The following is a 15768-nucleotide window of genomic DNA, read 5'->3' on the forward strand; positions in this document are numbered from 1 at the left end:
CCTGGACGGAATGCCGGCGGGCCGGCGCTTTTCATTTGTTGCGGCGGTCTCGTATCACGGCGGGCCGAAATGGTCATCCCCCGTGGTCGTCACTGACGCGAGGCCTTCCAATGCATGGTTTTGTGACGCCGGCTTTTCGCTTTGACAGCGCTGCAAACTGTGGTTAAGGGGACCACTCTTTTATTGACGAGGCTTGCCGTGGCAAAAACTGAACTTGGCACAAAACGTATCGACCCGGAGACGGGCCGAAAATTCTACGACCTGAACAAGGACCCGATCGTCTCGCCGTACACCGGCAAGACCTATCCGCGTTCCTATTTCGAGGAAGGCAAGATTGCCGCCCTCGAGGAGGAAGAGGAAGTGGCCGAGAAGGAAGTGGATGCCGAGGAAGAAGAGGGCGTCGAGGTCGTCTCGCTCGAAGAGGCCGACGAGGACGTCAAGGGCGACGACCTGCCGGATCTTGGCGACGACGAGGATGATGTCGATCTCGGCGAAGACGAAGACGATACTTTCCTCGCCGACGAAGAGGAAGAAGACGACGACGTTGCCGACATGATCGGCGTCGGCGACGACGACGACGAGGTCTGATCGGCCTTGAAAGTGGGCGTTTGCAGGCTTTCGTGGCCTGCGGCGAAAAAGCGGCTCTCGAAGGCTTGATATTGACGAAAGGCGGGGTTAGAAGCCGCCTGCACTAACGGCGCGGTCTCCAACCCGCGCCGGATCTCTTCGCCGGAAACGGCGCCGGTTGACTGCCGGAAGTGGGGCCATAGCTCAGTTGGGAGAGCGCTTGAATGGCATTCAAGAGGTCGTCGGTTCGATCCCGATTGGCTCCACCAAACAGTCCCTCTGCAAACCTGGCTGTTTCCTTGCGGGATAATCGCGCCTCTTCAAAGGCTTGCCAGCTCGGGAATGGCTTCATGCTGCTCGATCGCCTGTCCGCCGTAGCCGGGTTTCGGAATGGCGAGGCTGCGGCCCACGGTCCATCAAAGCGTAGCACCAATAGTTTGGGTTCGAGCGATGGAGAGAAATTCCACTAACGGCGGCGGAATTGGAATAAACTAACTCTACAGAGTTTATAGAATAAGCAATCTGCACTGGCGATCTGGTTTTCTCCGGACAGGACACGCCATGCCCACTCTTTTGCGCTCCCCCTTTACCAAGCCAGCCATATCCGACCAGGCCAGTCGGCGCACGGGAGGCAGGCCATGACCAAAGATATTCCCGAACGCATCAAGGTGCTCTGGTTTCTGCCGACGCATGGCGACAGCCGTTATCTCGGCACGACGGAAGGCGGCAGGGCCGTCGATCTGCCCTATCTGACGCAAGTGGCGAAGGCCGCCGACACGCTGGGCTACTACGGCGTGCTGCTGCCGACCGGCCGGGCATGCGAGGATTCGTGGGTGATCGCATCGGCGCTGGTGCCACTGACAGAGCGATTGCGTTTCCTTGTCGCAGTACGGCCCGGCCTGCAGTCGCCGACGCTCGCCGCGCGCATGACCGCGACGCTGGATCGCATTTCCAACGGGCGCCTGCTGATCAACGTCGTCACCGGCGGCGATCCGCTCGAGAATAAGGGCGACGGCATCTTCCTGTCGCATGCCGAGCGCTATGAGGTGACGCAGGAGTTCCTGCAGATCTACAAGCGGGTGCTGAGCGGCGAGACGGTCGAGCACGAGGGCAAGCATTTCCGCATCGAGGACGGAAGGCTGCTGTTTCCACCGGTGCAGACGCCCTATCCGCCGCTCTATTTCGGTGGCTCGTCCGACGCCGGATCCGCGGTGGCGGCGCAGGAAATCGACAAGTATTTGACATGGGGAGAGCCGCCCGCCGATGTCGAGCGCAAGCTGGATGGCGTGCGCGAACTGGCGCAGAAGGCCGGCCGCAAGCTCTCCTTCGGCATTCGCCTGCATGTCATCGTCCGCGAAACCACCGAAGAGGCGTGGGCCGCCGCCGACAGGCTGATCAGCCGGCTCGACGACACGACGATCGCTTCGGCGCAGAAGGTCTTTGCCCGCATGGATTCGGTCGGCCAGGCGCGGATGAGCGCGCTGCATGGCGGCAACCGCGCCAAGCTCGAGATCGCGCCCAACCTCTGGGCCGGTGTCGGCCTGGTGCGCGGCGGCGCGGGAACAGCGCTTGTCGGCGATCCCGACACGATCGCTGAGCGCATCGACGAATACCGACGCCTCGGCATCGACACGTTCATCCTGTCCGGCTACCCGCATCTCGAAGAAGCCTATCGCTTCGGTGAACTGGTGCTGCCGAAATTGCCGACCGATCATCCGGTCAAACTTGCCGCCTCGTCCGTCAACACCGGCCCGTTCGGCGAGACCATCGCCGGCGATCACCGGCCGAAGTCGCTCGCAAGCGCCTCGTGAACGCGCTGCCTTCGGTCCCGCGATTGCACGTCGCCATAATCGGCGGCGGCTTTTCTGGCTCGGCGGTAGCTTGGCAGCTGGCGCGAAGCTATTGGCCGGAGCGCCTGTCGACTTCCGTGATCGAGCCGCGGCCGGTGCTCGGCGGCGGTCTTGCCTATTCCACCGAGGAGCCGTCGCATCGGGTTAATGTTCCGGCCGCCAGAATGAGCATGGCTCCCGACGATCCGCAGCATTTTGCGCGCTGGTTGACTGGCAGCGGAGAATTGCAACTCGACCCGGACGCCATCTGGAAGAACGGCGATGCCTATCCGCGCCGGCGCGTGTTCGGCCGCTATGTTGCCGAGCATCTGGCGCCCCATCTCAGTTCCGGCGTTATCCGTCATGTCGAGGGTCTCGCGACACGCGTGACGCGTGAGACGGATGGGACGGGCTGGACTGTGTACACGCCCAGCGGATCGGTTGCCGCCGACATCGTCGTCCTGGCAGCGACGCATCCGCAGCCTGGAATTCCCACCGCACTGGCCTCGCTGTCTGAAGCATCGGGTTTCATCGCCGATCCGTACGCGCCAGCCGCGCTTGCCGGGATCGCGCCGGACGCACAGGTGCTGATCGTCGGCTCCGGACTGACTTCGGCCGACATGGTCGCCGAGCTCGACCGCCGTGGCCATCGCGGCCGCATCCTGGCGCTGTCGCGCCGCGGGCTGCGCTCGCGCGGCCACCCGGACATCAGGGGCGAACCCTTCGGCGACTTTGCGTCCGCACCGGCCACGACGGCGCTTGGCCTGCTCAAGAACATTCGCGCGACGCTGGCAGCGGCACATGTGGCCAATGTCAACTGGCAGTCCGTCTTCGACCAGCTGCGCCTGCAGGGCCCGGTGCTGTGGGCCGCACTTGCCCCACCGGAGCGGGCAAGGCTGGTCCGCCAGCTGCGGGTGTTCTGGGACGTGCATCGCTTCAGGATCGCCCCGCAGGTCGCTTCCGTGCTCGACCGCCGCCATGCGGCCGGCACATTCGAAACCATCGCTGCCAGGCTTGTCGCATCGAACGATGAGGACGGCAGCCTGGCTGTCAGCTTTCAACGGCGCGGGCAGACGCGGATCGAGACGACGCGCTTCGATGCCATCATCAACACCACCGGCCCGGCGCATCAGCAGGCGCTACAACTGAACCCGGCATTGCGCTCGCTGACTGAAGGCGGGCTGATCAAGGCTGACCGATACGGGCTTGGCATCGAGACGGGTCTCGACAGCCGCGCCGTCGACCGGGATGGCAGGTCGGTCACGACACTCTTCGTCGCCGGCCCGCTGGCACGAGGGACTTTCGGCGAACTTATGGGCCTGCCCGAGGTCGCCCGCCATGCCCAGAACGTCGCGGCCGAAATTGCAAAGCTGGTCGAAGCGCTGCCGCCGGCCGTCAGTGCCAATGCTGCTCGCGGGCTGACATCGGCAACCTGCTGAGCAGAAATTGGTATTTCCGTCCCATGAGGGCCCCAAAAACGGAAAATCCTTCTTTGTATATATATTCTATAAACATAATAAATAATGGCGAAGACCGGCATCGGTCCGGACCGATCAACGACACGGCCTGAATGGGAGACAGTTTATGGCACACGCAGGAGCCGACCCGATCAAATTCGCCTACTGGGTGCCCAATGTTTCGGGCGGCCTGGTGATNGTTTATGGCACACGCAGGAGCCGACCCGATCAAATTCGCCTACTGGGTGCCCAATGTTTCGGGCGGCCTGGTGATTTCCAAGATCGAGCAGCGCACCAATCATTCGGCCGAGTACAACCGAAAGCTGGCGCAGATCGCCGAGAAGTCCGGCTTCGACTACGCGCTCAGCCAGATCCGTTTCACCGCCGGCTACGGCGCCGACGAACAGCATGAATCAGTGGCCTTCAGCCATGATCTGCTGGCGGCGACCACCACGCTCAAGGTCATCGCAGCGATCCTGCCCGGACCGTGGAACCCGGCGCTGGCGGCCAAGCAGATCGCCACCATCAGCTATTTGACCAACGGCCGCGTGGCGATCAACCTCGTCTCCGGGTGGTTCCGCGGCGAGTTTCACGCCATCGGCGAGCATTGGCTCGACCATGACGAGCGCTATCGCCGCTCGGAGGAATTCATCCGTGCGCTGCGCGGAATATGGACCGAAGACAGCTTCACCTTCCGCGGCGATTTCTATCGTTTCAACGAATATTCGCTGAAGCCGAAACCGCCGCATCCGCTGCCCGAAATCTTCCAGGGCGGATCGTCACGTGCCGCGCGCGATATGGCATCGCGCGTCTCGGATTGGTACTTCACCAACGGCAACACGCCGGCCGAGATCGCGAAGCAGGTCGACGATATCCAGTCCAAGGCGAGAGCCAACAACCATTCCGTCAAGGTCGGCGTCAACGCCTTTGCCGTCGTTCGCGAGACCGAGGACGAAGCCAAGGCGGTGCTTGCCGAGATCATCGCCAAGGCCAATCCCGAGGCGGTCAACGCCTTTGGCCATGAGGTCAAGAATGCCGGCAAGGCGTCTCCGGAGGGCGAGGGCAATTGGGCGAAATCCTCCTTCGACGATCTGGTCCAGTACAATGACGGCTTCCGTTCGAACCTGATCGGCACGCCGAGGCAGGTCGCCGAGCGCATCGTCGACCTGAAGCGCGCCGGCGCCGATCTCATCCTGCTCGGCTTCCTGCACTTCCAGGAAGAGGTCGAGTATTTCGGCAAGCATGTCATCCCGCTCGTTCGCGAGCTGGAAAACGCCGAGGCGGCAGCGTCGCTGGCGGCAGAGTAGCCCCCACAGCCTGGCCGGACTGGTTCCAGCCAGCAAACGAATGAAGGTTGCCCGGCACGCTCGATCCGTCGAGCGGCCACGGAGACTTGCGCGCCTGCTGAAGACATCGAGGACTGTTGGAATGCCTCTGCCCAGTTACGCCTTAGGAGTGATGGAGGCTTCGGCCTATGCACCGGAAGTCTTTGCGCGCGGCCTACCCTCAAGCTCGTGGCAGCAGCCGTCCGAAGACAGCGCCGAGCCGACGGGAACCGTTGCCGGCGGAGCCTCGCCGCTGCTCTCACTGCAGGGCATCGGCCTGTCGTTTGGCGGCGTCGTGGCATTGGCCGATATCGACCTGTCGGTCCGCCCCGGCGAAATCCGCGCCATCATCGGGCCGAACGGCGCCGGCAAGAGCTCGCTGATCAACGTCATCAGCGGTGTCTACCGGCCGGATCGCGGCCATGTTCAGCTCGACGGCATCTTCTATGCTCAGGTCCCGACGCAGCGGCTGGCGCATCTGGGCGTCGCCAGGACTTTCCAGAACCTTGCGCTGTTCAAGGGTCTCAGCGTCCTCGACAATGTCGCTTCAGGCCTCGCTTACAAGGTCCGCTCCAACTTTGCCGGCCAGGTGCTGGGCATCGGCCGCTCGCGTGCCGAGCAGCGCCACTCGCTCAGCCGCGCCGAACAGATCCTCGAATTCCTCGATCTTGCTGCCGTTCGTGATCGCCTTGCCGGTACGCTGCCTTACGGGCTGCAGAAGCGGGTCGAACTCGCCCGCGCTCTGGTCGCTGAGCCGCGCCTGCTTTTGCTCGACGAGCCGATGGCCGGCATGACTGCAAGCGAAAAGAGCGAGATGGCGGCCTTCGTCCGCGCCGCGCGCGACCGCTTCGCCACCACCGTGGTGCTGATCGAGCATGATGTCGGCGTCGTCATGGGACTGTCCGACCGCATCGCCGTTCTCGACTATGGCCGCAAGATCGCCGACGCCACACCCGAGGAAGTCAGAAACGACCAGCGCGTCATCGATGCCTATCTCGGCGTCGCCTCGGACAATGAGGACGGGGCGGGCATATGATCGCCGATTTCGACTACCAGTTCTTCATCGAAGTGCTCCTCGGCGGCCTGCTTTCCGGCGTCATGTACTCGCTGGTCGCGATCGGCTTCGTGCTGATCTACAAGACCTCGGGCGTGCTCAATTTCGCGCAAGGCGCGATGCTCTTGTTCGCCGCACTCACCTTCGTCAGCCTCGTCGAGCGCGGCATTCCGTTCGCGCTGGCGCTGGTGATCACCTTCGCCATCATGGTGGCGATCGGCATCGCCATCGAGCGCACGGTGCTGCGGCCGCTCACCAACAAGCCGCCGATCACCCTGTTCATGGCGACACTTGGCCTGTCCTACATCATCGAGGGCGCCGCCCAACTGATCTGGGGCACGCAGGTCCATGGCCTTGACCTCGGCATCGAGGATGTGCCGCTGGAAGTCGGCGGGGTGCTGATCAGCCAGTTCGATATCTTCGCGGCGGTGGTCGCGGCCGGCATGGTTCTCCTGCTGTCGCTATTCTTCCGCTACACCCGCATCGGCCTCGCCTTCCGCGCCGTCGCCGACGACCAGTTCGCCGCACTCGCGGTTGGCCTGCGTCTGCCGCTGATCTGGGCCATCGTTTGGGCGGCGGCCGGCTTGGTCGCGCTGGTCNGATCGGCATCGCCATCGAGCGCACGGTGCTGCGGCCGCTCACCAACAAGCCGCCGATCACCCTGTTCATGGCGACGCTCGGCCTGTCCTACATCATCGAGGGCGCCGCCCAGCTGATCTGGGGCACGCAGGTCCACGGCCTCGATCTCGGCATCGAGGACGTGCCGCTGGAAATCGGCGGCGTGCTGATCAGCCAGTTCGACATCTTCGCCGCCGTGGTCGCCGCCGGCATGGTCGCCCTGCTGTCGCTGTTCTTCCGCTACACCCGCATCGGCCTCTCCTTCCGCGCTGTCGCCGACGACCAGTTCGCCGCACTCGCGGTCGGCCTCAGGCTGCCCTTGATCTGGGCGACAGTCTGGGCCGCCGCCGGCCTCGTCGCGCTGGTGGCGGGACTGCTCTGGGGCGCACGCCTCGGCGTGCAGTTCTCGCTGTCGCTGGTGGTGCTCAAGGCGCTGCCCGTGCTGGTGCTCGGCGGCTTCGATTCCATCCTCGGCGCCATCGTCGGCGGGCTCTTGATCGGCGCCAGCGAGAAGCTCGCCGAGGTCTATATCGGCGACTATTTCGGCGGCGGCATCGAGAGCTGGTTTGCCTATGTCGTCGCGCTGGTCTTCCTGCTGATCCGCCCTTCCGGCCTGTTCGGTCAGAAGCTTGTCGAGAGGATCTGAGCCATGACCGCGATATCAAGCGATTTCTCGTCGGCGCCGGTGCTGCCGAAATGGGTCGTGCCCGTGCTGTTGCTCGCCTTCGCCTATGGCGTCGTGCCGCTGGTCGGCTCGAGCTATCTGTTCGAGGCCATCCTGCTGCCGTTCCTGGCGCTCAGCCTCGCCGGCGTGGGCTTGAACATCCTCACCGGCTATGCCGGCCAGGTTTCCCTTGGGAGTGCTGCTTTCATGGCGGCCGGCGCCTTTGCCGCCTACAATCTCAACCTGCGCGTCGAAGGCCTGCCTTTGATCGGCAGCATCTTCCTGTCCGGCATCGTCGCGGCCGCGATCGGCATCGTCTTTGGTCTGCCGAGCTTGCGGCTAAAGGGTTTCTATCTCGCGGTTTCGACCCTTGCCGCGCAGTTCTTCGTGCAGTGGGCACTGACCAAGTTCAGCTGGTTCTCCAACAATTCGGCATCTGGCGTCATTGATGCGCCCAGGCTGTCGATTTCAGGCTTTGCGCTCGACGGCGCCGTCGGCCGCTATTTCTTCGCGCTGACCATTGTCGCCATCCTTACCTTCCTTGCCTATCGGCTGGTCTCATCGCAGACCGGGCGCAATTTCATCGCCATCCGCGACAATGAAACAGCCGCCCGCATCATCGGCATCCCGGTCCTGAAGACCAAGTTGTTGGCGTTCGCCATCTCGTCCTTCATCATCGGCGTCGCCGGCGTTATCTGGGCCTTTGCGTATCTGCGGACCGTCGAGCCGGACGGCTTCGATCTCGACCGCTCGTTCCAGATCCTGTTCATCATCATCATCGGCGGCCTTGCTTCGATCCGTGGCGCCTTCTTCGGCGCCGCCCTCATCGTCGTCTTTCCACTCGCTCTGTCTCGCCTCGGCGGCTTCTTGCTCGGCGATCTCTTCGATTCGGGCGTGCTCGACATGAGCCAGCGCATCGTGCTGGGCGCGCTCATCATCCTGTTTCTGATCCTCGAACCCGACGGGCTGGTGGCCCTTTGGGACAGGCTCCGAAGACGGCTCCTGTTCGCCTGGCAATCGACTTGAGCTGACGCATCCGAAAATGAACCAGGGGCCGAACCCAAGGCGGCCCATACCGGAGTACCTCGACAATGACTTTCCTCAGCGCAATCAAGGCGGCGGCGCTGTCCGCGGCGATGATCGTGTCGGTGGCCTTGCCCGCCGCGCACGCCGACGAGCAATATTTCCCGCTGCAGAGCTATCGTGTCGGGCCCTATGCGGCCGGCGGCACCGGCTTCTTCGGCGGCTTCATCGACTATCTCAATCTCATCAACATCCGCGATGGCGGCGTCAACGGCGTCAAGCTGACCTGGGACGAATGCGAGACCCAGTACGAGGTCGAGCGCGGCGTCGAATGTTACGAGCGGCAGAAGAGCCATGCTGGTGCCGCCGCGTGGAATCCGCTTTCGGTCGGCATCGCCTACGCCATGATCGACCGCATCACCGGCGACAAGGTGCCGCTGATCACCGTCAACCATGGCCGCACCGACTCCACCGACGGGCGTGTCTTCCCCTATGTATTCCCGCTGCTGCTCAATCCTTACAGCGAAACATCCGGCATCGTGAACTACATCGCCTCCAAGGAAGGTGGCATCGACAAGCTGAAGGGCAAGAAGATCGTCGTGCTCTATCACGGCTCGCCCTACGGCAAGGAAACCATCCCGATCTATGAATTGCTGGCGCAGAAATACGGCTTCACCGTTCAGCAGATCGAGGTGCCGCATCCCGGCAACGAGCAGCAGTCACAGTGGCTGACCATCCGCCGCGCCAAGCCGGACTTCGTCGTCCTGCGCGGCTGGGGCGTGATGAACCCGGTGGCGCTGAAGACGGCGGTCAAGGTCGGCTATCCCGTCGACCATATCGTCGGCAATGTGTGGTCGAATTCGGAAGAGGACGTGATCCCGGCAGGGGACGCCGCCAAGGGCTACACCGCTATCACCACCCAGGCTTCCGGCAACTCCTATCCGGTGGTGCAGGAGATCGTGAAGACGGTCTNAATGTCGAGGCGATCCGCGTCGCGCAGGAGAAGTTCGGCCATCGCACACTGACCGGCGACGAGGTCCGCTGGGGTTTCGAGCACCTCAAGCTCGATCCGGCCAAGGTCGAGGCGCTCGGCGCCAAGGATTTGTTCCACTCGATCAACGTCAGCTGGGACAATCATGAAGGCGAAGGCTACGTGACCTTCCAGCAGTGGGACGGCAAGAAGTGGAACGTCGTCTCCGACTGGATCGCGCCGGACTGGGCGCTGCTGCGGCCGATCATCGAGAAGTCTGCCGAGGCCTATGCCGCCGAGAAGGGCATCAAGCTGCGTACCGCCGATGATGCCGACGCGGTGACCACCAACTGATCAGCCAAGGCCGGGCGCTGCGAACGACTTTCCACACGCAGCCCCCGGCCTATTTCGGTTCATCGAACCACGGGAATAAGAGCCCATGCCGGACAATGACGTCATTCTTGCCGTGGACGCGGTCCATGCCACCTACAATCACGCCATCACGGCGCTGCACGGCGTCAGCTTCGAGTTGCGGCGCGGTCAGATCCTGGCATTGCTTGGCGCCAATGGCGCGGGCAAGACCACGACATTGAAGGCTGTTTCCAACCTTTTGCCTGCCGAGCGCGGCCAGGTCAATGCCGGCACCATCCGCTATGAAGGCAGCGATGTCTCGCGCCGCAAGCCGGGCGATCTTGTGCGTGGCGGCCTGGTCCAGGTGCTGGAGGGTCGCCACTGCTTCAAGAGCCTCACCGTCGAGGAAAATCTGGTTGCAGGCGGCATCGGCCGCAGCGGCCGCCGCGCCGAGATCAATCAAGACCTCGAGCGGATCTACGACTATTTCCCGAGGCTTCGGGAAAAGCGCCGGATATTGTCCGGCCTGACCTCGGGCGGCGAACAGCAGATGACCGCCGTCGGCCGGGCGTTGATGTCGCGGCCGCGCCTGCTGGTTCTCGATGAACCGTCGATGGGGCTCGCCCCGCTCATCGTCCTGGACATCTTCCAGACGCTTAGAAAACTCAATCGCGAGACCGGCCTGTCGATCCTGGTCGCCGAGCAGAACTCGGCGGTCGCGCTCAGATATGCCGACCATGCCACTGTCCTCGAAAACGGCGTCTCCGTTCTCTCTGGCACGGCTGCCGACCTTCGCCAGCGCGAGGACGTGCGGGCCTTCTATCTCGGTCAATCGACCCCCGGGCAACAGGCATCGCCTGCCGCCAAGCCAGCCCATCTCCATGCCGTTGCCTGAAACGAAATCCGAAGGAGCATTGAAATGACCGTTTCGACCGTCAAGACCGACCACGCTTCCGCCGCCGTGCCGCCAGTCGCACGGCCAACAGCGCCGGCGCACATCATCAAGGACGACTCTGAGGCGATCGCCGTCGCGCGCGCGCTCGCCGCTGAATTCGTCAAGGACTCCTCCAAACGAGACCGCGAGCGGATCTGGCCGGTTGCCGAACTCGATGCGTTTTCGCAAAGCGGCCTGTGGTCGATCAACGTGCCCAAGGCATTCGGTGGGCCGGAGGTATCCTATGCGACGCTGGCGAAGGTGATCGAGATCATCTCGGCGGCGGACTCCTCGATCGGCCAGGTGGCGCAGAACCATCTCGGTGTCGTCGCCGCCATCCGCACCGTGTCCGACAAGGATCAGCAGAAGCTGCTGTTCGCCGAAGCGCTGAAGGGCACCCGGTTCGGCAACGCCTTTTCCGAGTTCGGCTCCAAGCGTGCCGCCGATTTCGAGACCCGCTTCACCGATGCCGGCGATCATGTGGTCGTCAACGGCCGGAAATTCTATTCGTCCGGTGCGCTGCTCGCCCATCTGGTGCCGATCGTCGCGCTCGACGACGAGGGCCGCGCCTGGTATGCGATCGCCGACCGCGGTGCGTCCGGCCTGACGGTCATCGACGACTGGTCGAGCTTCGGCCAACGCACGACACTCTCCGGCACCGTCATCATCGACAACGTCAAGGTGCCGAAGACGCATCTGGTGCCCGGCTACAAGGGCTACGACAGACCGACCGCCGACGGCGCCATCTTCCAGATCATCCAGGTGGCGGTCGATACCGGCATCGCCCAGGCGGCGATCGACGAGACGGTTCACTTCGTCAGGACCAAAAGCCGCGCCTGGATCGACAGCGGCGTCGACAATGCCTGGGACGATCCCTACACCATCCAGGCCGTCGGTGACCTGACGCTGCGCCTGCACGCGGCGCAGGCGCTGCTGGAAAAGGCTGGCCACGCGATCGACCGGGCGGTGAACGAACCGACCGCCGAGACGGTGGCGCACGCCCAGATCGTCACTGCTGAAGCCAAGATACTGTCGACCGAGATCGCCATCGCCGCAACCAACAAGCTGTTCGAACTGGCGGGAACCCGCTCTACCCTTGCCGAACACAATCTCGACCGGCATTGGCGCAACGCCCGCACGCACACGCTGCACGATCCGGTGCGCTGGAAGTACTCGATCCTCGGCAAATATTTCCTCAACGGCGAGAATCCGCCGCTGCACGCCTGGAGCTGATTTACCCAGCGGCGGGGCGGCTCGTCGCGTCAGAACTACGTCCATCCAAGAGAGGCCCACTGCCATGTCAAATCCAACAGTCGTCGGCTTTTCCGGCAACATCACCCGGCCGTCAAAGACACGTGCCTTCGTCGATCTGGTCACCAGGGACATCGCCGCCAGCCATGGCCTGTCCGCGAGCACCTACGATATCGAGGATCTCGGTCAGTCGCTGGGACCCGCGAAATGGGCCCGCGATCTCGATGGCCAGGCACGCGCGATTCTGGAGCAAATCCTCGCAGCCGACGTCCTCGTCGTCGGGTCGCCGACCTACAAGGGCAGCTATACCGGCCTGTTCAAGCACTTCTTCGACCTGATCGATCCGGCAGCGCTCCGGGGAAAACCCATCGTATTGACGGCGACCGGCGGCGGCGAGCGCCATGCCCTGATCGTCGAACACCAGCTGCGGCCGCTGTTCGGCTTCTTCGAGGCCTTTGCCCTGCCTACCGCCGTCTATGCCACCGACAAGGATTTCACCGACGGTGTGCTGCACTCCGAGGCCATCCTGAAGCGTGCGGCGCAGGCGGTCGACGAGGTAGGCTTCGTGCTGGCCAACCGCTCGGCCGGCAGGATCGCCGCCGAATAGTCTGGAGCCACCAGATTTCGCCACGATCAAAATAAGCGAGGACAGCGCCCTCGCTTACGCGCAGTTTACGACCGCACGTTACATCCTGTTCCTGTCTGATTCGTCTGGGACAGGAACATCATGAGCAAAGCGCTTACATCCTTCGCACTGGTCGCCGTTCTGACCGCCTTGCTCATGGCCTTGAGCCTGGCTGTAGCCAGGCACGGCTATCCCTATGGCGCGATCGGCGTCAGGCGCCTTGACGGCATTGCCGATGCCGGCGTGTTCATCCCGATTGCCGCTGTCTATTTCTTCAGCGCAATGCTGATGATGATCCTGCCGATCAGGGCGGCTGGCGTCGTCCTGACCCATGCCGCCGACGCGGTCTTCTGGACCGTGATTACACTTTTTGCGGCCATCGTCGGCTGTCTGGCCGCCAGATGGGCCTTCGGCCAGGGCAGCGCCGTGTGGGCGCTGTTGAACTGGCGGTTCCTGTTTGCGGCGGCGATCGTCGGGTGTCACTTCATCATGAACGAGTTGCGCCGCAATGTGCTCTTGCGCAGCCTGTTTTTCGCCGTCTTTGCCGCCGCGACGTTGGCCTGCCTGTTGTGGTCGTTCACCCTCTGACCAGCCGGCTCCAGTCCTTGCGTGCAGTGGATGGCCGTTGACGTTTGCGCGAATTCATCTCCACGAAACAGCGCGACAAAATCCTCGATATCCTTGACTCTCTTCCATGTCGTGGATGGCGTTGACGCGTTCCTCGTCGGCGCCAGCCGAGCTGAGCTCGATGGGCTTTCTCGCCGCCCACGTCGCAAGCGAGGGGGATTTTTGTCGCGGCAAGTGACGCAGTGTTTGCTTTCCCGCAAGGCAATTGTCTGGCAAATACCAATTCAGACAGATGCCGCCGCGCGGCCAACCAGCAGGGAAGACAGGATATGACGCTGTTTCGACAGAACCTCATCGATGGCGAATGGGTCGGCGAAGCCGGTTCCCGTAACATCAACCCCTCGGATACCGGCGATGTCGTCGGCGATTATGCCTCGGCGGGAGTCGAGCAGGCCAAGCAGGCGATCGCTGCAGCCAAGGCGGCGTTTCCGGCATGGTCCCGTTCCGGTCCGCTGGCGCGCCACGCGGTTCTGAAAAAGGCCGCGGACGAGATCATGGCACGCAAGGACGAGATCGGCCGCAACCTGGCGCGTGAGGAAGGCAAGACGCTGGCCGAGGGCATCGGCGAGACCATTCGCGCCGCCCAGATTTTCGATTTCTTTGCCGGCGAGACATTGCGCCTCTCAGGAGAGGTCGTGCCGAGCGTGCGGCCGGGCGTCGGCGTCGAGATCACGCGCGAGGCGGTCGGCGTGGTCGGCATCATCACGCCATGGAATTTCCCGATCGCCATTCCGGCCTGGAAGATCGCACCGGCGCTCTGCCACGGCAACACTGTCGTCTTCAAGCCGGCCGAGCTGGTTCCGGAGAGCGCCTGGACCATCGTCGATATCCTGCACCGCGCCGGCCTGCCGAAGGGCGTGCTCAATCTCGTCATGGGCAAAGGCTCGGTGGTCGGTCAGGCGATGCTCGACAGCCCCGATATCAACGCCATCACGTTCACCGGCTCGGTCGGCACCGGCAAGCGGGTCGCCGCGGCAAGCATCGAGCATATGCGCAAGTTCCAGCTCGAAATGGGCGGCAAGAACCCGCTGGTCGTGCTCGACGATGCGGATCTGGCGGTTGCCGTCGATTGCGCGCTCAACGGCGCCTTCTTCTCGACGGGCCAGCGCTGCACCGCCTCGTCCAGGCTGATCGTGACGGATGCCATTCACGACCGTTTCGTCGACGCCCTCAAGGATCGCATGAGCAAGCTGGTTATCGGCGACGCGCTCGACGCGCAGACCCAGATCGGTCCGGTCGTCGACGCCACACAGTTGAAGCAGGACGAGGACTACATCGCCATCGGCGTCAGGGAGGGCGCCACGCTTGCCTTCGGCGGTGAGCGGCTCGACCGCAAGACGCCGGGCTTCTACCTGCAGCCGGCCCTGCTGACGCAGGCCACCAACGCCATGCGCAGTTCGCGCGAGGAGATATTCGGACCCGTCGCCAGCGTCATTCGCGTCAAGGACTATGACGAGGCGCTTTCCGTCGCCAACGACACGCCGTTCGGGCTGACATCGGGCATCTGCACCTCGAGCCTCAAGCATGCCACCCACTTCAAGCGAAATTCGGAGGCTGGCATGGTGATGGTCAACCTGCCGACAGCGGGTGTCGACTTCCATGTTCCCTTCGGCGGCCGCAAGGGCTCGAGCTACGGCCCGCGCGAACAAGGCCGCTACGCGGCGGAATTCTACACCACGGTGAAAACCGCCTATACGTTCCCAGGCTGATCGGCCGTTGGCCGATCATGCCAGGCTGATCGGGCCCGCAACCCCTACGTACGGTCAAGACTGGGCACATCGAGATTGGAGTGGTGCGAAGCGATGACGGTGCAGAACCTGACCTGGCTCAATCCGCCGCCGCACCATTCCATCGACGGCGATGCCGTTCGTGTGCGAACCGGTAAGGAGACCGATTTCTGGCGCGAGACGTTCTACGATTTCTGGCGCGACAACGGTCACTTTCTTTACCGGCAGGTCGAGGGCGATTTCACCGCCGAGGTCACCGTCAAAGGCGACTACAAGGTGCTTTATGATCAGGCCGGACTGATGGTCCGGCTGAGTGAAACGCATTGGATCAAGGCCGGTATCGAATACAGCGACGGCGTGATGTACTTTTCCGTCGTCGTCACCAACGATGCCTCCGACTGGTCGCTGGCCACAATTCCGGCCAGTCCCGACGGTGTCAGGATCCGAGTGACCCGTCACGCCGAGACGATCCGCGTCCAGTACCTCGATGCTTCCGACAGCTACTGGAAGCCGGTGCGGCTTGCCTATTTTCCGATCTCGAAGACGGTCGATGTTGGTATGATGTGCTGCTCGCCGCAGCGCGAGGGTTTCGAGGTCACATTCTCCGATTTTTCCGTCGGTCCGCCGATTTCGCGCGAACTGCACGAATGATCGAAGAGAGCTTCGGGCCCTCACCATGGACGTGCCTGGACGCGTGTATGCGAAGCAGGTCCCGCACAGCACGATGATTGAGCAGCGGGCGCTGC

Annotated in this window: 12 protein-coding genes, 1 tRNA gene and 3 pseudogenes; all 16 read left to right on the forward strand. The window is 63.2% G+C overall.

Features of this window, described 5'->3' with window-relative positions:
- The first annotated feature begins 198 nt into the window (after positions 1–198).
- The 16 genes and pseudogenes from X744_RS146735 (at position 199) to X744_RS146675 (ending at position 15673) form a co-directional block, all read left to right on the forward strand.
- On the forward strand, positions 199–588 hold the full coding sequence (locus X744_RS146735) for a TIGR02300 family protein (protein ID WP_023761480.1): 390 nt from the start codon (positions 199–201) through the stop codon (positions 586–588).
- 172 nt (positions 589–760) lie between these two features.
- Positions 761–836: transfer RNA gene (locus tag X744_RS146730), tRNA-Ala, on the forward strand.
- A gap of 369 nt (positions 837–1205) precedes the next feature.
- On the forward strand, positions 1206–2378 hold the full coding sequence (ssuD, locus tag X744_RS146725) for an FMNH2-dependent alkanesulfonate monooxygenase (protein ID WP_023761482.1): 1173 nt from the start codon (positions 1206–1208) through the stop codon (positions 2376–2378).
- Positions 2375–3835 carry an FAD/NAD(P)-binding protein gene (locus X744_RS146720; RefSeq protein ID WP_023761483.1) on the forward strand — a complete coding sequence of 487 codons (1461 nt, stop codon included), beginning with the start codon at positions 2375–2377 and terminating at the stop codon, positions 3833–3835. The genes ssuD and X744_RS146720 overlap by 4 nt, the downstream gene beginning before the upstream one ends.
- 221 nt (positions 3836–4056) lie before the next feature.
- Positions 4057–5160 (forward strand): dimethylsulfone monooxygenase SfnG, encoded by a 1104-nt coding sequence (sfnG, locus tag X744_RS146715; RefSeq protein ID WP_023761484.1) that lies wholly within the window; start codon positions 4057–4059, stop codon positions 5158–5160.
- A gap of 121 nt (positions 5161–5281) precedes the next feature.
- Positions 5282–6214, forward strand: coding sequence for an ABC transporter ATP-binding protein (locus X744_RS146710; RefSeq protein ID WP_023761485.1), 933 nt, complete (start codon positions 5282–5284; stop codon positions 6212–6214).
- Positions 6211–6831 (forward strand): annotated as a pseudogene (locus X744_RS0137850) (branched-chain amino acid ABC transporter permease); the annotation flags it as partial. The gene X744_RS146710 and the pseudogene X744_RS0137850, both read left to right, overlap by 4 nt.
- A gap of 2 nt (positions 6832–6833) precedes the next feature.
- A pseudogene (locus X744_RS0137855) lies at positions 6834–7496 on the forward strand (branched-chain amino acid ABC transporter permease); the annotation flags it as partial.
- 3 nt (positions 7497–7499) lie between these two features.
- The gene (locus X744_RS146705; RefSeq protein WP_023761486.1) at positions 7500–8540 is read left to right on the forward strand and encodes a branched-chain amino acid ABC transporter permease; all 1041 of its coding nucleotides are present in this window, start codon (positions 7500–7502) and stop codon (positions 8538–8540) included.
- A gap of 65 nt (positions 8541–8605) precedes the next feature.
- Positions 8606–9861 (forward strand): annotated as a pseudogene (locus X744_RS01000000170130) (ABC transporter substrate-binding protein).
- An 85-nt stretch (positions 9862–9946) separates the two neighbouring features.
- The gene (locus X744_RS146700; RefSeq protein ID WP_023761487.1) at positions 9947–10753 is read left to right on the forward strand and encodes an ABC transporter ATP-binding protein; all 807 of its coding nucleotides are present in this window, start codon (positions 9947–9949) and stop codon (positions 10751–10753) included.
- A 24-nt stretch (positions 10754–10777) separates the two neighbouring features.
- Positions 10778–12025, forward strand: a complete 1248-nt coding sequence (locus tag X744_RS146695) for an SfnB family sulfur acquisition oxidoreductase (protein ID WP_023761488.1) — start codon at positions 10778–10780, stop codon at positions 12023–12025.
- A 64-nt stretch (positions 12026–12089) separates the two neighbouring features.
- The gene (msuE, locus tag X744_RS146690; RefSeq protein WP_023761489.1) at positions 12090–12650 is read left to right on the forward strand and encodes an FMN reductase; all 561 of its coding nucleotides are present in this window, start codon (positions 12090–12092) and stop codon (positions 12648–12650) included.
- A gap of 120 nt (positions 12651–12770) precedes the next feature.
- Positions 12771–13256: a hypothetical protein gene (locus X744_RS146685; protein ID WP_023761490.1), complete on the forward strand. Its 486-nt coding sequence runs from the start codon at positions 12771–12773 to the stop codon at positions 13254–13256.
- A 308-nt stretch (positions 13257–13564) separates the two neighbouring features.
- Positions 13565–15004 carry an aldehyde dehydrogenase family protein gene (locus tag X744_RS146680; RefSeq protein ID WP_023761491.1) on the forward strand — a complete coding sequence of 480 codons (1440 nt, stop codon included), beginning with the start codon at positions 13565–13567 and terminating at the stop codon, positions 15002–15004.
- A 93-nt stretch (positions 15005–15097) separates the two neighbouring features.
- The gene (locus X744_RS146675) at positions 15098–15673 is read left to right on the forward strand and encodes a DUF1349 domain-containing protein (RefSeq protein WP_023761492.1); all 576 of its coding nucleotides are present in this window, start codon (positions 15098–15100) and stop codon (positions 15671–15673) included.
- Positions 15674–15768 lie beyond the last annotated feature (95 nt).

The sequence above is a fragment of the Mesorhizobium sp. LNHC252B00 genome, assembly GCF_000502955.1.
In the GTDB taxonomy this organism is placed as follows: domain Bacteria; phylum Pseudomonadota; class Alphaproteobacteria; order Rhizobiales; family Rhizobiaceae; genus Mesorhizobium.